The following is a 20,455-nucleotide window of genomic DNA, read 5'->3' as shown; positions in this document are numbered from 1 at the left end:
CCCCACCCCTCCGCCGCACGGGCAGCCTGGACCGGCCGCCCTCGCCATGCTGGCCAGGCGGCTCCTCGCGGACGCCGTACGGGTCGCCCGCTGGGCCGGCGAACTGCCGGCCGTCGACCGCCGCGGCGACCTGCTGCCGGACGACGCCCAGGCGGCCGGACGGGCGCTCGGGATGACCGTCGGCGCCGCCGCCGAGTCCTGGGAGCGGGCCCGGCTGGTCGGCCTGGTCGAGCTGCGCGGGGCCGGCGCCGGCCCCGGCTGGCGGCTGCACGCCTGGGAGCACGACGACGACGCGGTGCTCCGCGGCTGGGCGGCGCTCTTCGACGCCTGGACGCTGCTGGTGCCCGTGCCGAGCGCGGTTCCGGCCGCGCTGGCCGGGATGTCCGTGGACCACGCCCCGCAACTCCTCTCCTTCGTCCACCTGGTGGACGGTCCGGTGGCCGTCGCCGAGCTCCTCGAACTGCTCCGCCGGGGCCTGGACGAGCAGTGGCGCGGCGGCCCGGCGATGGCGGGGGGAGCGGGCCCGGGCGGGGCCGCGCACAGCCCCGTGCCGCATGCCGCCTCCGCGGTCCACGCGGTGCGCGGCGCCGGGCGGGGCGACCCGCCGGAGCCCGGCGAGGTCGCCGAGGTCCTGCAGTGGATGGTGGACGGCTTCGCCGCGGTCGGCGCGCTGGTCAGGCATCGGCCGGCGGCCGGCGAGGAGCAGCTGATCGAGCTCTCCCCGCTGGGCCACTGGGCGGTCCGGGCCAAGCTGGAGGAGATCTGCGTGGTCGCGCAGACCGCCGCCGGCCACATCGAGAAGAGCGCCGCCGAGATGCTCGGCGCCTGCGCCGGCTACACCCCCGGGCCGGCCCGCGCCGAGTACCGGGCGTGGGTCGCGGCCAGGCCGGTGGACCGGGCGGTCGCCGAGCTGCTGGAGGTGGCACGCGGGGACGACCCGCTGCTGCGCGGGCTCGCCTTCGAGACCCTCCGGGTCGCCGGCCACCCGGCCGAGCCCGCCGTGCGCGCCGCCGCCGACGAGCCGGCGCTGCGGCCGTACGCGCTGCTCTGGCTGGCCGAGCAGGCCGACGAGGGGATCGACCCGTCCGAGGTGCTGGACGCCGAGGACGCGACCTGGCTGTGGGTCGACACGGGGGCGGCGGTCCTGGAGCACGGCGACACCGCGATGCTGGTGCAGCATGTGCAGGGCGCGGTGAGCGCCGACCCGGCGGGCCTCTTCGCCAGCGTGCGGGCCACCGGCCACCCGCGGGCCGGTCAGGTGCTGGCCGCGGTGGCCTCCGCCCATCCCGACCCCGCGATCGCCCGCGCGGCCCGGCGCAGCGCCTTCAGCGTCCACCAGGGTGGCGCGTAACGGCAGGTGCGGCCGCCGGGCCGGCCCCGCGCGGCCGGTGCGCATGGCACCATGGGGCCCGTGGTATTCGAGAGCGGGGACCACCGCGCGCGTGAAGCCGATGCTCGTACCGCCGCCGCGCGACTCGTCGCGGAGGAGGTCCACGGCGTCGCCCTGGTCTGGGTGGACAACGCCGGACTGCAACGGGTGAAGACCGTGCCGACCGCGCGCCTCCCGGAGGCCTGCGCCTGGGGCGTGGGGATGTCCCCGGTCTTCGACACCTACCTGGTCGACGACTCCGCGACCCGCGGCCGCCACCTCGGCGGGCCCTCCGGCGACCTGCGGCTCTTCCCCGATCTGGACCGCCTCACCGTCCTCGCCGGCCAACCGGGCTGGGCCTGGGCGCCGGTCGACCGCCGGCGCCAGGACGGTCTGCCGCACCCCGCCTGCCAGCGGCGGTTCGCGGCCCGGATGGTGGAGGCCGCGGCCGAGGCCGGCCTGGAACTGCGCGCGGGCTTCGAGACCGAGTGGATCGTCACCAGGGGGCAGGAGGGCGACGGCGGGCCGCCGTTCGCGTACCCCACCGACGGACCCGCCTACGGGATGCACCGGGTCACCGACCTCTCGGACTACCTCGCCGACCTCCTCCGCGCCTTCCGCGCCCAGGAGATGACGGTCCTTCAGCTGCACCCGGAGTACTCGCCCGGCCAGTTCGAACTCTCCCTCGCGCCGGAGGACCCGGTCGGCGCCGCCGACACCGCCGTACTGGTCCGGGACACCGTGCGGGCCGTCTCGGCCCGGCACGGGCTGCGCGCCTCCTTCGCCCCGGTCTTCGAGCCCGGCGGGGTCGGCAACGGCGGCCACCTCCACCTCAGCCTGTGGCAGGAGGGCCGCAACCTCTCCGCCGGCGGCCCCGGCCGGCACGGGCTCACCGCGGAGGCCGAGGCCTTCCTCGCCGGGGTGCTGGCCGAACTGCCCGCCCTCCTCGCCGTCGGCGCGCCCACCCCCGCCAGCTACCTCCGGCTGGTCCCCTCGCACTGGGCCGGCGCCTTCTCCTGCTGGGGGCTGGAGAACCGGGAGGCCGCGCTGCGGCTGGTCACCGGCAGCACCGGCGAGGAGGCCCGGGCCGCCAACGCCGAACTCAAGTGCGTGGACCAGGCGGCCAATCCGTACCTCCTGGTCGGCGCCGTGATCGCGGCGGGCCTGGCCGGGCTGCGGGGGAAGGCCGAGCTGCCGCCGGAGGTGGACGGCGATCCGGCCGCGCTGCCCGAGGACCGGCGCCCGGCCCGGCTGCCGGTCTCGCTCGACGAGTCGCTGGCCGCGTTCCGCGGTTCCCGGGTCCTCGCGGAGGCGCTCGGCGAGGTGCTCCACGACACGGTGGCCGCCGTCCGCGCCGCCGAGATCGAGCTGTTCGCCGGCCGCGGTCCGGAGGAGACCGCGGCGGCGACCCGCTGGAGATACTGAACCAGGCACGCCCGCACAACCCGTACAGCCCGCACCGCACAGCACCGCATCGCACTGCTTTCGCTCGTGTACGCGCAGCCGAAGGGGGCAGCAGGACAGCATGACGGTCGATCAGCACTGCCATTCGGTCGTGTCCGGCCAACTGGACGACCGCGCCTTCGCCGCCCTCCTCACCGAGTCGGACCGCCCGCCGGCCCCGGCCACCAGTCCGTGGGACAGCCAACTCGGCTTCGCCGTCCGGCGGTTCTGCGCGCCGCTGCTGGAACTACCGCAGCACGCCTCGGCCGCCGACTACCTCGCCGCCCGCCGGGCCCTCGGCCACGCCGAGGCCACCACCCGGCTGCTGCGCGCCGCCGACCTGGACACCCTGCTGGTCGACACCGGCCTGCCCGGCCCCTCCGCCCCGGCCGAGCGGCGGATCGGCACCGCCCCCGGTCCCAACGCCCCGCTGCTGCCGCTGCGGGACCTCGCCGAGGCGGCGGACGCCCGCGCCTTCGAGGTGGTCCGGCTGGAGACGGTGGCCGAGCGCACCGCCCCCGCCTGCACCGCCGAGACCTACGCCACCGCCCTGGACGACGCCCTCCACGCGGCGGTCGGCGAGGCGGTCGCGGTCAAGTCGGTGCTGGCCTACCGGCACGGCCTGGACATCAGCCCCGAGCCGCCGTCCCCGCGCGAGGTCACCGCGGCCGCCGGCGCCTGGCTGCGCACCCTGGAGAAGGCCGAGACCGGCGGCGGCCGGCCGGCCGCCCGCCCCGGCTCACCGATCCGGTGCTCCTCCGCCATCTCCTGTGGCGGGGGGTCGAGTTGGGGCTGCCGCTGCAACTCCACACCGGCTTCGGGGACCCGGACCTGACCCTCCACCGGGCTGACCCTTCGCTGCTCACCCCTTTCATACGGGCGGTCGAGCCCACCGGAGCCCGCCTGGTCCTGCTGCACAGCTACCCGTACCACCGGCAGGCGGCCTGGCTGGCGCAGGCCTTTCCGCACGTCTACGCGGACATCGGCCTCGCCGTCTCCTACGCCGGCGCGGGCGCCCGGCGGATCCTCGCCGAGACGCTGGAGCTGGCGCCCTTCGGCAAGCTGCTCTTCTCCACCGACGCCTACGGCCTGCCGGAGCTCTTCCTGGTCGGCACGGCCCAGTTCGAGGCGGCGCTGGACGGGGTGCTGGGGGAGTGGACGGGGGCCGGCGCCTGGTCCCCGGCGGACGCCTCCCGGGTCGCGGTGATGATCCGCTCCGCCAACGCCCGCCGGCTGTACGCTCTCCCGGAACGGCAGCGCTACTAGTCGGCCAGGGGGTCCAGCACCGATGCGGGTCTACATCAGCGCGGACATGGAGGGCGTCACCGGGCTCGTCGACTCGCAGGACGTCCAACTGGGCGGCGGGGAGTACGAGTACGGTCGGGCGATGATGACCGAGGACGTCAACGCGGCGGTGCGCGGCGCGCTGGCCGCCGGGGCCGAGTACGTGCTGGTCAACGACTCCCATATGACGATGCGGAACCTCCTCCCCGACCGGATCCACCCGGAGGCCGTCCTCCAGCGGGGGAAGCCGAAGCGGCACGGCATGGTCGAGGGTCTGGACGGCTCGTACGACGCGATGCTGTGCATCGGCTACCACGCCCGCGCCGGGCGGTTGGGCGTGCTCAGCCACAGCTATATGGGCCATGAGATCGAGGACATGTGGCTGGACGGCCGGCCCACCGGCGAGTTCGGCTTCGCCCATGCCGTCGCGGCGGCGCACGGGGTGCCGGTGGTCGCGGTCAGCGGGGACGACGCGGCCTGCGCGGAGGCGGCGGAGTGGGAGCCGCGGATCAGCCGGGCGGTGGTGAAGCACGCCAAGGACCGGTTCGCCGCGCGGCTGGTGCCGCCGGCGGAGGCGCGGAAGGCGATCGAGGAGGCGTGCGCCGAGGGCGTGCGCGCGGCGGCGGGCGGGGCGCGCCCGGCGGACCAGGCGGTCGGGGCCGACGGACGGGCGGTGGAACTGGCCGTGCGCTGGCAGAACGCCTCGGTGGCGAGCCAGTTGACGGCGGTGCCGGGGGTCTCGCTGCGGGACGACAGGACCGTGGTGGTGCACGGGACGGCGCCGGACCTCTTCGCCCTCTTCGGGGTCTTCATGCGGGTGGCGTCCAACCTCACCAACCAGCATCCGTACTGTTGAGGTTGGTAAGCGTTTTCTAGGATGGTCGGACGCCGCAGATGCCGAGCCGTCCGGAGACCGCCTGATGCCAGCCGCCGACCGCGTCCTCGTCTACACCCGCACCACCGGCTACCGCCACGCGTCCATCCCCGCGGGGGCGGCGGCGCTGGCCGAACTCGCCGAGGGGGCCGGGCTGCGGGCCGAGCACACCGAGGACCCGGCCGCCTTCCGCGCGCGGTCGCTGCGGGACTGTGCGGCGGTGGTCTTCCTCTCCACCAGCGGCGAGGTCCTCGACCCGGAGGGGCGGGAGGCGCTGACCGGCTTTGTCGCCTCCGGCGGCGGCTACCTCGGCGTCCACGGCGCCAGCACGACGGAGTACGACTGGCCGTACTACGGCGAGCTGGTCGGCGCGCGCTTCGACGGGCACCCGGAGATCCAGCCGGCGGTCGTCACCGTCGAGGACGCCGACCACCCCGCGACCGCGCATCTGCCCGCGCGCTGGGAGTGGACCGACGAGTGGTACGGCTTCCGCGCCAACCCGCGCGGGGCGGTGCGGGTGCTGGCGGGGGTGGACGAGTCCACGTACCGGGGCGGCGGCATGGGCGCCGACCACCCGCTGGTCTGGTGCCACGAGCGCTGCGGCGGCCGCGCGCTGTACACGGCGCTGGGGCATGCGGCGGAGTCCTACGCCCAGCCCGCCTTCCGCGAGCACCTGCGCGGCGCGCTCCGCTGGGTCACCCGCCTCGCGAACTGAGACCCGCCGTCCACGGCGCGGCACTCCGCGGCGGAGCCCGGGGTGCAACCGACCGGCCGTCGCCGACGGCGCCGTAGGCGCGTGTCAGGGGCGCGGGGAACTGCGCGGCCGGCCGGTTGCGGCGCCGCGTCTGGCGGCGGAGTTGGGGTTGCAGCGGACTGGCCGTTGCCGTCCGCTGCGCCGCAGTCGCCTGGGCGCGCAGTTCCCCGCGCCCCTTGATTTGCTGCGCAAATCGCCGGGCGTCGGGCGTGGCGCCGTAGGCGCGCGTCAGGGGCGCGGGGAACTGCGCGGCCCGCCGGTTACGGCGCCGCACCTGGCGGCGGAGTTCGGGTTGCAGCCGACTGGCCGTCGCCGTCCGCTGCGCCGACCGCGGAGGTCAGAGGCGGGAGAGTTCGCGGGGTGGCGGCGCCGCGGCGTGGGGTTCCGGGGCAGCGGCGGTCGGCTGCGCGGCCCAGCGGCGCGCCAGGTACGCGCAGACCATCAGCTGGATCTGGTGGAACAGCATCAGGGGGAGGACCATCAGCCCGGCCAGCGGCCCCGGGAACAGGACCGAGGCCATCGGGACCCCGCTGGCCAGGCTCTTCTTGGAGCCGCAGAAGACGATGGTGATCCGGTCCTCCCGGCCGAAGCCCAGCCGCTTCGCCCCCGCAGTCGTCGCCACCAGCAGCACCGCGAGGATCGCCACGCACACCGCGAGCAGCCCCAGCAGCCGGGGAACGGAGAGCATTCCCCAGATCCCGCCGGTGACGCCCTCGCTGAACGCGCCGTAGACGACGATGACGATCGACCCGCGGTCGACCAGGGTCAGCGCCTTCTTGTGCCGGGCCATCCAGCCGTGGATCCACCGCCGGGCGAACTGCCCGGCCACGAACGGCACCAGCAGTTGCAGCACGATGCCGAGGATGGACCCCGCCGAGAACCCCGCCGCCCCGTTCACCGACAGCAGCGCCGCCGCCAGCAGCGGCGTCAGGACGATGCCGAAGAGGCTGGAGAAGGTGGCGCTGCAGACCGCCGCCGCGACGTTTCCGCGGGCGATGGAGGTGAAGGCGATGGAGGACTGGACGGTGGAGGGCAGCAGGCAGAGGAAGAGCACCCCCTGGTAGAGCTGCGGGGTCAGCAGCCACGGCACCAGGAACCGGCAGCCCAGCCCGACCAGCGGGAACAGGGCGAAGGTGGCCAGGAAGACGGTGCCGTGCAGCCGCCAGACCCGCAGCCCGTCCAGCGCCTCGCGCGCCGACAGCCGCGCGCCGTAGATGAAGAAGAGGAGGGCCACAGCGATCTTGCCGAGGTCGGACACCCCCGTCGCGCCAACGCCCCGCGCGGGCAGCAGCGAGGCCAGCGCCACGATGCAGAGGAGCGCGGTGATGAACGGGTCGAGCGGCCACCGGCGCGGCAGCCGCGTCCGCAGGCGGGCGAGCGCACGCGAGCGTGTCGGGAGGCTCGGACGAGGGCGACTGGGCACGGGGGCGGCCTTTCTGGCTGGGCGTCGTCTGGGCGTCTCTGCGCGCCTGCCCGTCTGAGCGGGGGAACTGGTGAGCTCCAGGGTCGTCTCAGCGGCGGCATCTACGCCGGTCGGCGTTCCGCCTCCCAGTGTGAGAGGTATTCCGTTGATTGTGAACCGCTCTTGGCGAGCTCACTGCTATCGCGCTGCGTGATGAGCGGCGATAGCGTGGCCGCATGTCTCCACTCGACGACGCCGCCCACCCCGCGCGTCCGGTTCCGGACGTGTTCGACCCCGTGCAGTTGCGCTCGTTCCTGGCGGTGGCCCAGACCGGCGGGTTCACCAGCGCGGCCCGCCGGCTCGGGCTGCGCCAGTCGACGGTCAGCCAGCACGTCCGGCGGCTGGAGGACGCGTCCGGCCGGCGGCTCTTCGTCCGGGACACCCACACCGTGGAGCTGACCGGCGAGGGCGAGGTGATGCTCGGCTTCGCCCGGGGCATCCTCGCGGCGCACGAGCAGGCCTCGGCGTACTTCGCGCGCAGCGAGGTGCGCGGGCGGCTGCGGTTCGGGGTCTCCGAGGACTTCGTGCTGACCGAGCTGCCGCAGGTACTGCGGACCTTCCGGCGCGCCCATCCGCAGGTGGACCTGGAGCTGACGGTGGGTCTGAGCGGTCTCCTCCACGAGCAGCTGGCCGACGGCGGGCTGGATCTGGTGCTCGCCAAGCGGCCGTTGGAGCGCCCGGCGGACCAGGGCGGCGGCGGACGGGCTCCGGCGGGCCGCTCGGGCCGGGTGGTGTGGCGGGACCGGCTGGTGTGGATCGCCGCCGAGGACTTCGTCCCGGACCCGGGCCAGCCGCTGCCGCTGATCGCCTACCCCCCGCCGTCGATCACCCGGGCCCGGGCGCTGGACGCGCTGGAGCGGGCCGGCCGGCCCTGGCGGATCGCCTGCACCAGCGGCTCCCTCACCGGGGTGACCGCCGCCGCGCTGGCCGGGCTCGGCGTGATGGCGCACGCCCGCGGCCTGGTGCCGGCGGGCCTGCGGCAGCTGCCCTCGGCGGCCGCGGCCGGGCTGCCGGAGCTGGGCCAGACCGAGTTCGTCCTCACCGGCGGGCGGGCCGCGGTACGCGAGCCGGCCCGCTCACTGGCCGCGGCGATTCTGGACGAAGGCCACCGGCTCCAGCGGACCAGGTGACATTCGGTCAGTTTCCGTTCTGGTTCGTAAAGTTACTGGGTTACATGCAGCAATCACGGGCATCGATCGGGCATCGTGAGGGGCGTACTTCGCACGGGGAGCGGGGACCAGAGCGGCGCCGTGGTGTGACATATGCGTTTGACACGTGCGCAGGATGTGACGGGACAGGCCGCGGCGGCGCGAGACCACGGGTGCGAGAGGCAGGGACCGATGCCGCAGGACGTGTACTTCGCAATACCGTTCCAGGCCCGCCTGAGCGGGTACCTGGAGCCGGCCAGGAACGAGCACGTCGAATGGGTCCGCGCACGCGGACTGACCCGCAGCGAACGGGGGTTGGCCGAGTACCTCGCCTGGGACCTCCCGCAGATGGTGGCCCGGAACTACCCGGACGCCTCGTACCGGGACACCGTGCTGCTGATGAACTGGTTCGCGGTGTCCTTCCTCCTGGACGACCAGTTCGCCGACCTGGCGGAGGGACCGGCCGGCGGTGGGCGGCCGCGGGCCGAGCGGGTGGCCGAGGTCTGCCGCGAGATGATCGTCGTCCCCTACCGGCCGGCGGGCGCGCCGACCGAGGTGGACTGCCCGATCACCGCCGCCTGGGCGGAGGTCTGGGCGGGGCTCGGCGCCGGGATGTCGGAGACCTGGGTGAACCGCTTCGGCTCCTCCTGGGGCCGCTTCATGGCCGCGCACGCGTACGAGGTCCGGCGCTCCGCCGACCACCGCGCGCCGGCGCTCAACCTGGACGAGTACCGGACGCTGCGCCGGCAGACCGTCGGCATGTACCACGCGCTGGACGTGGTCGAGCGCTCCCGGCACTGCGAGCTGCCGCCGCAGGTGGCGGCGCACGAGGTGATGCGGGCGATGCGCCGCTGCGCGACCGACACCATCGCCTATATGAACGACATCCACTCGCTGGAGCGCGAGGAGTACCGCGGCGACCCGCACAACCTGGTGCTGGTGCTGCGCCGGGAGCGTCGGCTGGCGCGTGAGGACGCCGTCGCCGAGGCGATCCGGATGGCCCGCGCGGAGCTGGACGAGTACCTGCGGCTGGAGGAGCGGCTGCCCAAGGTCTGCGTGGAACTGGGCCTGGACGCGGACGAGCGGATGGCGGTCGACGCCTGCGTCGAGGGCATCCGCAACTGGATCCGCGGCAACCACGACTGGGCCCGCTCCACCGGTCGCTACGCGTCCACGGACCACCCCGGCACCGGCGAGGACCTGCTGACGGCGGTCTAGCGCCCGGCGGACCGACAGCCGGCAGGGGCCGGACACCGCGCGCGGAAAGGGAGTTCGGCCCCCTCGCCGCGCGGTGTCCGGCCCCTGCGGGACGGCGGGTTCAGCCCGTCACCCGGCGGGTTCAGCCCGTCACCACCAGGCCTTGAGGCGCTGCCAGAAGGCCCGCATCCGGGAGTGCGCGGGCGGCGGCACCGGGGCGGGCGCCGCCGCGGCCACGGCCTCCTCGGAGGAGGCCAGCGCCTCGCTCACCGCGGCGGCCGTCGCCGCGGCGGAGGAGATCGGCCGCCGCGGCTGGTTCTCGGTCGGCGCGTAGCGCACCGGCAGCGCGTCCAGATGCCGCGCCCAGGTCGAGGACGTGTAGCTCAACTCCTCCTCGGGGACGGCGAGCCGGATGTCCGGCAGCCGGGCGAGCAGGGTGTCCACCGCGATCTCGGTGATCGCACGCCCGATGTCCTGCCCGGGGCACTCGTGCGGGCCCCGGCTGAAGGCCAGGTGCGCCCGGTTCCCCTCCATCGGCTTCGCCGGGTCGGGGCGGATGTACGGATCGGTGTTCCCGGCCGCGAGGCCCAGCAGCAGGATGTCGCCGGCCCTGATCCGCCGGTCCGCCAACTCGGTGTCCTCGGTGGCGAACCGGGCCGGGCAGACCTGCAGCGGCGGCTCGTCCCACAGCACCTGCTCGACCGCGTCCGGCACGGTCATCAGGCCGCCGGTGAGCGAGGCGCGGAAGCGCGGGTCGGTGAGCACCATCCGCAGGGTGTTGGCGATCAGCGTGGTGGTGGTCTCGTTGGCGGCGATCATCACCAGCCGGAGGTGGTTCATCACCTCGTCGTCGTTGAGCGCGGCCTCGTGCTCGATCAGCCAGCTGGCCAGGTCGTAGCCGGGTGCGTGGTGGCGCTCGCGGACCAGCTCGGTGAGGGTGTCGCCGACGAACTGGTTGGCGGTCAGGGCCCGTTCGGTGCCGGAGACCATGTCCGAGCTGGCCTGGACGAGCCGGGGGCCGTACTCCTCGGAGAGCCCCACCATCCGGGTCATCACCATCATCGGCAGGTAGCCGGCGTACTGGGCGGCCAGGTCGGCCTGCCCGTCCCCGGCGAAGCCGTCGATCAGCTGCTCGCTGTAGTGCCGGATGAACCGCCGCATGCCGAGCCGGTCGAAGCGGTTGATCGAGTCGTTGAGGGCCGACCGCAGCCGGCGGTGCTCGGGGCCGTCCTGGGAGACCGCGTCCGGCCGCCAGCCGACCATCGGGATCAGCGGGGAGTCGGACGGCAGCAGGCCCTGCAGCAGGTCGGTCCAGAGCCGGGCGTCCCGGGTGAACCGGGTCGGCGTGCGGGCGACGTCCATCGCCTCCCGGTAGCCGAGCACCAGCCAGGCCGGCACGTCTCCGTTCAGGGCGACCGGCGCCACCGAGCCGTACTGCTCACGGAGATGGTTGTAGATCCCCTCCGGATCGGCCTCGGCCACCGGGCCGTACAGCCTCGGCAGGCCCTCCTTCGCAACCTCGGCGTAGGAGCCGTGCGCGGGGCAGGAGGGCGGGGGCGAGACCTCCGGCGGGGTGGTTCTGCGGGGTACGACTTCGGTCTGGTCGGTGCTCACAGCTGCTCCGAGGGGAAGGGACGGGAGGGAGAGCCGGTGGAGGCGGCGGCGTACCCGCCGGCGGCGGCGCCGTTCGGTGCGGCGCCCGCGCCCGTGTCCGGGGCGGGGCGGCCCGGTCCGGCGCCGGGCGCGCCACCGGTGCGGGCCAGGGTCCGCAGGTGGCGGACGAGTTCGATGAGCACGTCCCGGCTGGAGGCGCGCAGCCGCGCGTCCATCTCCAGGATCGGCACGTGCGGCCCCAGGTCGAGGGCGGAGCGCAGCGCGGAGATCGGGTGCTGAGGGGACTGCGGGAAGGCGTTCACCGCCACCACGAACGGGACCCCGCGCTCCTCCAGCCGCCCGAGGACGTCGAAGCTCACCTCCAGCCGGCGGGTGTCGACCAGGACGACCGCGCCCAGCGCGCCCTCGAAGAGGCCGTGCCAGAGGAACCAGAACCGCTCCTGGCCGGGGGTCCCGAACAGATAGAGGATCAGCCGCTCGTTGAGGCTGATCCGGCCGAAGTCCATGGCCACCGTGGTCTCGGTCTTGTGCTCCAGGCCCTCGAGGTCGTCGATGCCGACCCCGGCGGTGGTCATCGTCTCCTCGGTGGTGAGCGGGCGGATCTCGCTGACCGAGCCGACCATGGTGGTCTTGCCCACGCCGAAGCCGCCGACGATCACGATCTTCACCGCCGCGGCGGCGGTCTCCGGGAGGGTGTCCTCGGGGGCCGGACCGGCGGTGGCCAGCCGGTCGCCGAGCCGCTCCCCGATCCGCTTCGATATCTCCGCCGAGACCTCCGAGTGCGGCCCGACATGCCCGTGCTCGGGCGGCCGCTGGGGATAGGACGAACCGTCGGCGGCGCCGTGGCCGGCAGAGCCGCTCGGGGCCCCGTGGCCGGGCAGGCCGCCGTGCGGATCAGAGCTTCTGGAGTCCATGGATCACCGCTTCGAGGAGGTCGGGGTCGGGCAGCGAGGCGGTCGGTACGGGGGCGCGGGACTCCACCCGGCCGTCCGACAGCAGGTCGGTCAGCAGCACCGTGAGCGCGGTGGCGGGCAGCTGGAGGTACGCCGACAACTCCGCGACGGACAGCGGGTACTGGCACATCCGCAGGATGGCGACGTGCTCCGGCTGCATCCTCGGCTCGGGTACCGCGCGGGCGACGATCAGGGTGACCAGGTCGAGGGGCGCCTGGCCGCGGGAGCCGCTGCGGCCGCCGGTGATGACGTACAGCCGCTCGGGGTCCTCGGCCTCGCCGCCGGAGCCCTCGCCCTCGCCGCCGGCGCCGGTGAGGGAGCCGTCGGCGGCTCCGCCGGCCGGGTCGAAGTCCGGGTCGAAGTCCGAGCCGAAGCTCCGCCCGAAGTCGGGACCCAGACCGGTGCCCAGGTCGGGGCCGAGGTCGGAGCCGAAGTCGGCCCCGAGGCCGGGACCGAACTCGGCGTCGAAGTCGCGGCCGCCGCGGCCGGTGCCGCGGTCGAACTCGCGGTTCAGCGGGCGGTCCGCCGGCCGGTCGGGCCCGGCCCGGCCGGCGCCGCCGCCCTCCTGGGCCGGACGGCGGCCGTGGCGGCCGGGCAGCCCCGGCGGGGACCCGCCGGGGCGATGGCTGCGGCGGTCGGGGAGCTCCGGGAGGTCCGGGAACTCCGAACGACCGTCGGGATGGTCGGAGCTCACGAGGTCACCCTGCCCTCCGTCCGGGCGGCGCCGGACCTGGGAGGCGCGGTGAGGTGGCCGCCGATCCTGGCCACCAGGTCGCGCATCTGCATCCCCATCAGGCCGGCGTCCACGCCCTCGTCGGCGAGCACCGCGAGGTACGCTCCCGGGCCGGCCGCCATCAGGTAGAAGAAGCCGCCGTTGACCTCGATGACCACAAGACGCATCCGGCCGTCGCTGTGCGGGAACTCCCGCGCCACGGCGGTGGAGAGGCTCTGCAGTCCGGCGCAGGCCGCGGCCAGGCGGTCGGCCGCGTCCGAGGCGGCCGTCGCGTCCGGTTCCGCGGAGCACTGGGCCATCCGCAGGCCGTCCGAGGAGAGCAGCACCACATGGCGGGTCTGCGGTACGCCGTTGATTAGGTCCTTGAGCATCCAGTCCATCTGCGGACGGAGCGGAGTCGTCACGACTGCCTGCCCTCCTCGTCGTCAGAGCCTGTGGGGCCTTCGGCGTGGTGCTCCTGGTCGGTCACGTTCCCGGCAGAGGTCCCGCTCCCGGTCCCGGTCCCGGAGCCGGACGCCGGAGCGGCCTCGTCGGCCCCCGGGTTGCCGCCGGAGATGCCCTCGGTGAAGGCGGCCAGCCAGAGCCCGGGCTCGACGTCGTTGCCCGCCGCACCGCCCGCCGGCCCGCCGGCGGCGGAGCGGGTGCCCGGAAGGGCCGGTCCGGCCGCCCCGTACGGGTTGGTGCCGAAGGAGTGCCGGCGGCGCTGCGGCAGCCCGTTGTCGTTGATGGTGTAGGGCTCGACCGGCTGCTCGTCGAGGAGGCCGACCATCGGGGACTGGGACGGCTGCTGCTTCGGCCTCGCCGGCCGCTGCTCGCGGCGCCGGGCGGCGGCCTGGGCCCGCGGCATGGCCTCCTGGAGAACGGAGGGCACGGCCTCCGGGGTCTCCTCGTACGGGGTCCTGGGGAGCTTCGGGTGCCTGAGTGCCTGGTCCGGGTCCTCGACCCGGGGCACCCACGGGGAGCCGCCGCCCCGCCGCGGCGCGCCCTGGGGCGGCTGCTGGCCGGCCGCCATCCAGCGCGGTCCGCGGGTGTCCGGCTGCGTCGGGGCCAGGTGCTCCTGCGGGACCACCAGCACGGCGCGGACCCCGGAGTACGCGGAGGGCCGCAGCGAGATCTGGAAGCGGTGCGACTTGGCCAGCCGACCGGCCACCGAGAGGCCGAGCCTCGGGGTCTCGCCGAGGTCGGAGAGGTCGAAGCCGGCCGCCTCTCCGGCCTGCCGCAGCACCAGTTCGGCACGCGCCTGGGCCTCGTCGCTGAGGCCTACGCCGCCGTCCTCTATCTCCACTGCGACCCCCGCCTGCACCTCGACCGCGGTGAGGTGGACGCGGGTCTGCGGGGGCGAGTAGCGGGTCGCGTTGTCCAGCAGCTCGGCCAGTGCGTGGATGAGCGGTTCGACCGTCTGGCCCTTGATGGCGACCTCTGCCACCGAGTGGAGGTCCACCCGCTGGTAGTCGAGGATCCGGGACATCGCTCCGCGCAGCACGCTGTAGAGCGGGATGTCGCGGTGCCACTGCCGGCCCGGGCGGGCCCCGCCGAGCACCGCGATGGAGTCGGCGAGCCGGCCGACCAGGGCGGTCCCGTGGTCGATCCGCAGCAGGTCGCCGAAGACCTCCGGGTTGCGGCCGTGCCTGTCCTCCATCTCCCGCAGGTCCTTGGCCTGCTGGTGGACGATGGCCTGCACCCGGCGGGCGATGTTGACGAAGGCGTGCTGGGCCGAGTCGCGGAGGTCGGCCTCGTTCTTGATCGCCTGGACCACGGACCGCAGCACGGTCCGGTACGGGCCGGGCAGTGGGGTGTTCTCCGGCGGGCGGGGCTGCGCGAGGCTGTTGACGATCTCGTCCGGCGCCTCGCCCTCGCTCAGCCGGGCGATCGCCTCCGGCAGCAGCCCGGAGAGCCGGATGGCCTCGGCCGCCTGGAGGGTCTGATGGTCCGTCAGCTGGCGGCTGTGCTCGGCGTCGGCCCGCCGCAGGGCGATCATCCGGCGCCCGCGGCGGCCGGCCTCGAAGGAGACCAACAGCACCACGAGGGTGGCGATGCCGCCTGCCCAGCCGATCGCCGACCGGGAGTCGGCGGGGAGGTAGGGCACGGCGACGGCGGTGGCCGCCGCGGTGAGCGCGGGCGGGACCAGCCAGGCGAGGACGGATATCCAGCGGGCGGAGCGCGCGGGTGGGGCCGGGGGCAGTGCCGGTTCGATCGCCGGATGCGGGGCGTACGGGTGGGCGGGGTCGGGGCCTGGGGAGGATCCGGAGCGAACCATCGGCGATCCCTCGGAGGTGGTCTCGGTATCTGTCAGCGATCTGATCCTGATGGCGCGTCAGCGTAGACCCGTTCGGCCACTGGCGAGCGCATATGCCAGAGTTGGAGGAAAACGCCGACGCCGTGAGCGAGTCGGTGGTATATAAGTCCGGTTTTGAGACCAATGGAACAACTGTTTGTTGTGGGTCCCCGATGTTCGCCGGGCGTTCGGGCGGATGTGTAGGGATCGTGCTCCAGGGGGACCCCATACTGTATGCAATCCTCTGGGCATGCGGTGCGGGTGATCGGCGACTACTACGGGCGCCGGCGGTTGGTCGGCCTGGACGACCGTGCGCTGCTGGGCTGTTCGCGCAGGTGGGTCCTGGTCGCCGGGTGTGCGGTGATGGCCTGCGCGGGACTTCCGCAGTACGGGTTCGGGATGGTCTTCGGCGGGGGCGCGACGGAGGTTCAGGGCGCCGGGCGCGTGAGGGTGTTGTGCGCGCTGGGCCTGTGGATGTTCACGCAGGGGCTGGGCGCGCTGCTCGGGGCCCGCGCCTCCACGGCTGAGCGGGGGCCGCGCGCCGGTGTCCTCGCCGCCGCCGGGGCGTGCGCGGTCGGCGGCACGGCGCTCGCCGGCGGCGCGGGGCTCACCGGCACGGTACTCACGACCGGCACGGCGCTCGCCGGCGGCGGAGGTCCGGCGGGGCTCGCGGCCCTGGTCGCCTGCGCCCTCGGCGGGCTCGGTGCCGGAGTGCTCTACTCCTACTGCCTCGGCAGCGCCGTCCGCTGGTACCCGGAGCGGGTGCGGACCGCGGCCGGGCTGGTGACCGCCGCCTATCCGGCGGGCGCCGCGCTGCTGCTGCTCGCCGGGGCGGACGGCCGGCCGCCGTTCCTCCGCCTCGCCCTGGCCGGGGCCTTCGGCTGCACCCTGCTGGGCTACGCGCTGCTCGCCCCGGAACCGCCGCCCGGCTGGTGGCCGGCCGGCACCGACCCCAGGGCCTGGGCCCTGGCGCGGGCCAACCGGCGTGCCCGGCAAGGGCGTTCGCCGCGCCAGGCGCTGGCCACCGGGGCCGGACGGCTGCTCTTCGCGGCGGTCCTCGGAACCACCGCGGTCGCGGTGCTCGATCTGGGGCGGCTCGGCACCTCGCATCCCGCGCTCGCGGGGGTGCTGGCGGCCGGCAGCGTCCTCGGCCGGCTGGCCTCCGGCCGGGTCTCCGGGCGGCTGGGCCAACGGCGGGCCCCGGCGGCGGGGTTGGCCCTGGCGGCGGTCGGCCAGCTCGGCCTCTTCGCCGGCTCGGGCGGGGGCCGGCCACGGCCCCGGTGCCGCCCGCCCTCCTCGGTGAGCTCGCGGCCGCGCCCTTCGCGCTCCTCGCCGGGGCCGGCACGGGCGCCTGCTATCCCTTGCTGGTGGCGCTGGTCAGGCGCCGGTTCGGGGACGCGGACGAGGACTCCGCCGGCACCTGCGCGGCGGTGTACAGCGCCAAGGCGCTGGGCGCCCCGATCGGCGCGGGTCTCGCGGCCGCCGCCCTGCCGCCGGCCGCCGCCGCGGCGACCGGCGCCGCCCTCGCCCTGGCGTCCGCGCTCGCCGTCCGGGCCACCCGCGAGGTGCGCCGCCCCGTCCTTCCCGGCTGAGCGGCCCCCGGCCGCCGTCGATCCGCCAGAAATTCGCGCAGAGGTCTGGACGAGCCCGCCCCCGGGGGTCAACCATGGGGTCTACTCCATACGGTATGCAATCCGGGGCCGCCTCAGGCGAGCACCCGCGAGCAAGGGAGTTGAACCAGTGCAGAGCGAGAGCGCCGGCACCGAGTCGGCGTCCAACGGCGGGCGTCCGCCACTGATCGACGTGCGCACCGACACCCGGAACCGGGCCGCGCAGCAGCGAGGGAGGCGACCGCTGTGACCGAGACGACTGTGACCGAGACGACCGCAGAGACCGCTGCCACGGCCGGAGCCGGCGGCGGCAGCAGTGCCGGGAAGGCGCTCGCCGGAGTGCGGGTGCTGGACATGACCCACGTTCAGTCCGGGCCCAGCGCGACGCAGTTGCTGGCCTGGCTGGGTGCCGACGTGGTGAAGCTGGAGGCCCCCGGAAGGGGCGACGTGACCCGGGGTCAGCTCCGCGACCTCCCGGACGTCGACAGCCTCTACTTCACGATGCTCAACTGCAACAAGCGCAGCATCACCCTCAACATGAAGTCGGAGAAGGGCAAGGAGCTCTTCCGCGAGCTGGTCCGCCGCTCGGACGTGCTGGTGGAGAACTTCGGCCCGGGCGTCGTCGACCGCTTCGGCTTCGACTGGGAGACCCTCCACGCCCTCAACCCCCGGCTGGTCTACGCCTCCATCAAGGGCTTCGGCCCGGGGAAATACGCCCACTTCAAGGCGTACGAGGTGATCGCCCAGGCGATGGGCGGCTCGATGGCCACCACCGGCTTCGAGGACGGCCCGCCGACCGCGACCGGCGCCCAGATCGGCGACTCCGGCACCGGCATCCACCTGGTGGCCGGCATCCTCGCCGCACTGCTCCAGCGCGAGCAGACCGGAAAGGGCCAGCGGGTCCAGGTCGCCATGCAGGAGGCGGTGCTGAACCTCTGCCGGGTCAAGCTCCGCGACCAGCAGCGGCTCGCCCACGGCCCGCTCGGCGAGTACCCCAACGAGTCCTTCGGCGACGAGGTGCCCCGCTCCGGCAACGCCTCCGGCGGCGGCCAGCCCGGCTGGGCGGTGCGCTGCGCCCCCGGCGGCCCGAACGACTACATCTACGTGATCGTCCAACCCCAGGGCTGGGCCCCGCTGGCCCGCCTGATCGGCCGTCCCGAGCTGGTCGAGGACCCGGAGTGGGCGACCCCGCAGGCCCGGCTGCCCAAGCTGGACAAGATGTTCGCGATGGTCGAGGAGTGGACCGAGCACCACTCCAAGCGCGAGGTGATGGAGGCGCTCAACGCCCACGACATCCCGTGCGGCCCGATCATGTCCACCCGCGAGCTGATCGAGGACGAGACCCTCGCCGAACTCGGAGCCGTGGTCGAGGTCGACCACCCCGAGCGCGGCACCTTCCGCACCGTCGGCTGCCCGCTGCGGCTGTCCGACTCCCCGGTGGACGTGCGGACCTCGCCCCTGCTGGGCGAGCACAACGACCAGGTGTACGCCGAACTCGGCGTCGACGAGCAGGAACTGGCCGCTCTGCGGGCCGAGGGAGTGATCTGAGTGCTGGGTGCAGACAAGGAAGCCGTACGCCGGGTCCTGGACCGGGCGAAGGCCCAGGGCCGGGACTCGCTGACCGCCCCCGAGGGCCGCGCGGTCTGCCGCGCCTACGGCATCGACACCCCGGACGAGGGGCTCGCCAAGGACGCCGACCAGGCGGTCCGGCTCGCCGAGAAGATCGGCTTCCCGGTGGTGGCGAAGATCGTCTCCCCGGACATCCTCCACAAGACCGAGGCCGGCGGCGTCCTCACCGGACTCGCCGACGCGGCCGCCGTCCGCGAGGCCTTCGGCCGGATCACCGCCAACGCGGCCGCCTACCGCTCCGGCGCGCGGATCGAAGGGGTGCAGATCCAGCGGCAGTTGGCGCTGGACGAGGCGCAGGAGGTGATCGTCGGCTCGGTCACCGACCCCACCTTCGGCAAGCTGGTGGCCTTCGGCCTCGGCGGCACCCTGGTCGAGGTGCTGAAGGACGTCACCTTCCGGCTCGCCCCGCTGGACGAGGCCGAGGCCGCGAGCATGCTGGACTCCATCGCCTCCGCCGAACTCCTCCGCGGGGTGCGCGGCAAGCCGGCCGCCGACCGCCAGGCGCTGATCCAACTCCTCACCAGGGTCTCGGCGTTGATCACCGACTTCCCCGAGCTGAGCGAGGTGGACCTCAACCCGGTGCTGGCCGGACCGGACGGGGCCACCGCCGTGGACATCCGGATCATCATCGACGAGCAGGCCGCCGAGCCGGTCCAGCGGTTCAGCCAGGAGGAGATCCTGGCCTCGATGAACCGCATCATGCACCCCCGCTCGGTCGCCGTGATCGGCGCCTCCGACCAGGCCGGCAAGATCGGCAACTCGGTGATGCGCAACCTGGTGGACGGCGGCTACGCCGGCGAGATCCACCCGGTCAACCCGCGCGGCGGCGAGGTGCTCGGCCGGGCCTCCTACACCTCGATCGGCGAGATCCCCGGCGAGGTGGACGTGGCGGTCTTCGCCGTCCCCGCCAAGCTGGTCCCGCAGGCCCTGCGGGAGGCCGGCAAGAAGGGGGTGGCGGGCGCCGTCCTGATCCCCTCCGGCTTCGCCGAGACCGGCCAGGTGGAGCTCCAGGACGAGGTGGTGGCCATCGCCCGGGAGTACGGGGTCCGGGTGCTCGGCCCCAACATCTACGGCTACTACTACACGCCGGAGAACCTCTGCGCGACCTTCTGCACCCCCTACGACGTCCGCGGCGGGGTGGCGCTGAGCTCGCAGAGCGGCGGCATCGGGATGGCCGTCCTCGGCTTCAGCCGGTCCACCGGGATGGGCGTCTCGGCCATCGTCGGCGTCGGCAACAAGGCCGACCTGGACGAGGACGACCTCCTCACCTTCTTCGAGCAGGACCCCAACACCAACTGCGTGGCCATGCACCTGGAGGACCTCAAGGACGGCCGGGGCTTCGCCGAGACCGCCCGACGGGTCGTCAAGAGCAAGCCGGTGGTGGTCCTCAAGGCCGGCCGCACCGCCGCGGGCGCCAAGGCCGCCGGCTCCCACACCGGCGCCCTGGCCGGCGACGACAAGGTCTACGACGACGTCCTGCGGCAGGTCGGCGTGGTCCGCGCGCCCGGCCTCAACGACATGCTGGAGTACGCCCGCGGCCTGCCGGTGCTGCCCGCCCCGGCCGGCGAGAACGTCCTCATCCTCACCGGCGCCGGCGGCTCCGGGGTCCTCCTCTCCGACGCCTGCACCGACAACGGGCTCAGCCTGATGAAGATGCCGGCCGACCTGGACGAGGCCTTCCGGGCGTACATCCCGCCGTTCGGCGCGGCCGGGAACCCGGTGGACATCACCGGCGGGGAGCCGCCGTCCACCTACCGCAACACCATCCGGCTGGCCCTTGAGGACGAGCGGATCCACGCCCTGGTGGTCGGCTACTGGCACACCATCGTCACCCCGCCGATGGTCTTCGCCGAACTCCTCGCCGAGGAGGTGGCGGCCGCCGCCGAACGCGGTGTCCGCAAGCCCGTGGTGGCCTCGCTGGCCGGCGACGTCCAGGTCGAGGAGGCCTCCGACTACCTGTACCGGCACGGGGTGGTGGCCTACCCCTACACCACCGAGAAGCCGGTCGCGGTGCTCGGCGCCAAGTACCGCTGGGCCCGGGCCGCGGGCCTGATCCCGCCGAAGCCGGCGGCCGGGGAGCACTGAGAGCCACCACCCACCCGCAACGCCA

Annotated in this window: 15 protein-coding genes and 1 pseudogene; 10 read left to right on the top strand and 6 right to left on the bottom strand. The window is 74.5% G+C overall.

Annotation, left to right across the window (positions count from 1 at the left end; all coding sequences use genetic code 11):
• The first annotated feature begins 46 nt into the window (after positions 1-46).
• The 5 genes from BS73_RS11990 to BS73_RS11970 all read left to right on the top strand — a co-directional run bounded on the left by BS73_RS11990 (position 47) and on the right by BS73_RS11970 (position 5,685).
• Complete coding sequence (locus BS73_RS11990; protein ID WP_037571640.1) at positions 47-1,351, top strand: hypothetical protein; 1,305 nt, start codon at positions 47-49, stop codon at positions 1,349-1,351.
• A gap of 51 nt (positions 1,352-1,402) precedes the next feature.
• The gene (locus BS73_RS11985) at positions 1,403-2,794 is read left to right on the top strand and encodes a type I glutamate--ammonia ligase (protein WP_037571638.1); all 1,392 of its coding nucleotides are present in this window, start codon (positions 1,403-1,405) and stop codon (positions 2,792-2,794) included.
• Between the two features lie 66 nt (positions 2,795-2,860).
• Complete coding sequence (locus BS73_RS11980) at positions 2,861-4,078, top strand: amidohydrolase family protein (RefSeq protein WP_322987308.1); 1,218 nt, start codon at positions 2,861-2,863, stop codon at positions 4,076-4,078.
• A 22-nt stretch (positions 4,079-4,100) separates the two neighbouring features.
• On the top strand, positions 4,101-4,952 hold the full coding sequence (locus BS73_RS11975) for a M55 family metallopeptidase (RefSeq protein ID WP_037571636.1): 852 nt from the start codon (positions 4,101-4,103) through the stop codon (positions 4,950-4,952).
• A gap of 64 nt (positions 4,953-5,016) precedes the next feature.
• Positions 5,017-5,685, top strand: a complete 669-nt coding sequence (locus BS73_RS11970; protein WP_037571634.1) for a ThuA domain-containing protein — start codon at positions 5,017-5,019, stop codon at positions 5,683-5,685.
• 376 nt (positions 5,686-6,061) lie between these two features.
• Here the strand turns inward: BS73_RS11970 and BS73_RS11965 are convergent, their stop codons facing one another.
• Entirely contained in the window at positions 6,062-7,147 is a 1,086-nt protein-coding gene (locus BS73_RS11965; RefSeq protein ID WP_084703980.1) for a bile acid:sodium symporter family protein, read from the bottom strand.
• Positions 7,148-7,410: 263 nt separating this feature from the next.
• Between BS73_RS11965 and BS73_RS11960 the strand changes: the two genes are divergently transcribed.
• Positions 7,411-8,316: a LysR substrate-binding domain-containing protein gene (locus tag BS73_RS11960; RefSeq protein WP_037579205.1), complete on the top strand. Its 906-nt coding sequence runs from the start codon at positions 7,411-7,413 to the stop codon at positions 8,314-8,316.
• A gap of 210 nt (positions 8,317-8,526) precedes the next feature.
• On the top strand, positions 8,527-9,552 hold the full coding sequence (locus BS73_RS11955; RefSeq protein WP_037571630.1) for a terpene synthase family protein: 1,026 nt from the start codon (positions 8,527-8,529) through the stop codon (positions 9,550-9,552).
• Positions 9,553-9,681: 129 nt separating this feature from the next.
• Here BS73_RS11955 and BS73_RS11950 read toward each other — a convergent pair whose 3' ends face one another.
• The 5 genes and pseudogenes from BS73_RS11950 to BS73_RS39450 form a co-directional block, all read right to left on the bottom strand.
• A complete protein-coding gene (locus BS73_RS11950) occupies positions 9,682-11,145 on the bottom strand; it encodes a cytochrome P450 (protein ID WP_051939836.1) in 1,464 nt (487 codons plus the stop codon).
• Between the two features lie 143 nt (positions 11,146-11,288).
• Positions 11,289-11,870: pseudogene (locus tag BS73_RS11945) on the bottom strand (GTP-binding protein); the annotation flags it as partial.
• A gap of 169 nt (positions 11,871-12,039) precedes the next feature.
• Complete coding sequence (locus BS73_RS11940) at positions 12,040-12,354, bottom strand: DUF742 domain-containing protein (RefSeq protein WP_051941395.1); 315 nt, start codon at positions 12,352-12,354, stop codon at positions 12,040-12,042.
• A gap of 434 nt (positions 12,355-12,788) precedes the next feature.
• The gene (locus BS73_RS11935; RefSeq protein ID WP_037579196.1) at positions 12,789-13,211 is read right to left on the bottom strand and encodes a roadblock/LC7 domain-containing protein; all 423 of its coding nucleotides are present in this window, start codon (positions 13,209-13,211) and stop codon (positions 12,789-12,791) included.
• Positions 13,212-13,231: 20 nt separating this feature from the next.
• Complete coding sequence (locus BS73_RS39450; protein ID WP_051939835.1) at positions 13,232-15,088, bottom strand: sensor histidine kinase; 1,857 nt, start codon at positions 15,086-15,088, stop codon at positions 13,232-13,234.
• 1,298 nt (positions 15,089-16,386) lie between these two features.
• On the opposite strand from BS73_RS39450, the gene BS73_RS11925 reads away from it, so the two are divergent.
• The 3 genes from BS73_RS11925 to BS73_RS11915 all read left to right on the top strand — a co-directional run bounded on the left by BS73_RS11925 (position 16,387) and on the right by BS73_RS11915 (position 20,430).
• Complete coding sequence (locus BS73_RS11925) at positions 16,387-16,698, top strand: hypothetical protein (RefSeq protein ID WP_037571626.1); 312 nt, start codon at positions 16,387-16,389, stop codon at positions 16,696-16,698.
• Positions 16,699-16,977: 279 nt separating this feature from the next.
• On the top strand, positions 16,978-18,264 hold the full coding sequence (gene frc / locus BS73_RS11920; protein WP_265736885.1) for a formyl-CoA transferase: 1,287 nt from the start codon (positions 16,978-16,980) through the stop codon (positions 18,262-18,264).
• Positions 18,265-20,430, top strand: coding sequence for an acetate--CoA ligase family protein (locus BS73_RS11915; protein ID WP_407675001.1), 2,166 nt, complete (start codon positions 18,265-18,267; stop codon positions 20,428-20,430). It begins immediately after the preceding gene.
• Positions 20,431-20,455: the final 25 nt, after the last annotated feature.

The sequence above is a fragment of the Phaeacidiphilus oryzae TH49 genome (genome assembly GCF_000744815.1).
Classification (GTDB): domain Bacteria; phylum Actinomycetota; class Actinomycetes; order Streptomycetales; family Streptomycetaceae; genus Phaeacidiphilus; species Phaeacidiphilus oryzae.
Note: the sequence above shows the minus strand (reverse complement) of the source record. Positions and strands in the feature narration are given on the sequence as shown.

What these genes read in the sequence shown, in the direction of transcription:
- BS73_RS11990 (WP_037571640.1), top strand. Translation starts at nt 47, where the DNA reads ATGCTGGCCAGGCGGCTCCTCGCGGACGCCGTACGGGTCGCCCGCTGG.
- BS73_RS11985 (WP_037571638.1), top strand. Translation starts at nt 1,403, where the DNA reads ATGGGGCCCGTGGTATTCGAGAGCGGGGACCACCGCGCGCGTGAAGCC.
- BS73_RS11975 (WP_037571636.1), top strand. Translation starts at nt 4,101, where the DNA reads ATGCGGGTCTACATCAGCGCGGACATGGAGGGCGTCACCGGGCTCGTC.
- BS73_RS11970 (WP_037571634.1), top strand. Translation starts at nt 5,017, where the DNA reads ATGCCAGCCGCCGACCGCGTCCTCGTCTACACCCGCACCACCGGCTAC.
- BS73_RS11955 (WP_037571630.1), top strand. Translation starts at nt 8,527, where the DNA reads ATGCCGCAGGACGTGTACTTCGCAATACCGTTCCAGGCCCGCCTGAGC.
- BS73_RS11935 (WP_037579196.1), bottom strand. Translation starts at nt 13,211, where the DNA reads ATGGACTGGATGCTCAAGGACCTAATCAACGGCGTACCGCAGACCCGC.
- BS73_RS39450 (WP_051939835.1), bottom strand. Translation starts at nt 15,088, where the DNA reads ATGGTTCGCTCCGGATCCTCCCCAGGCCCCGACCCCGCCCACCCGTAC.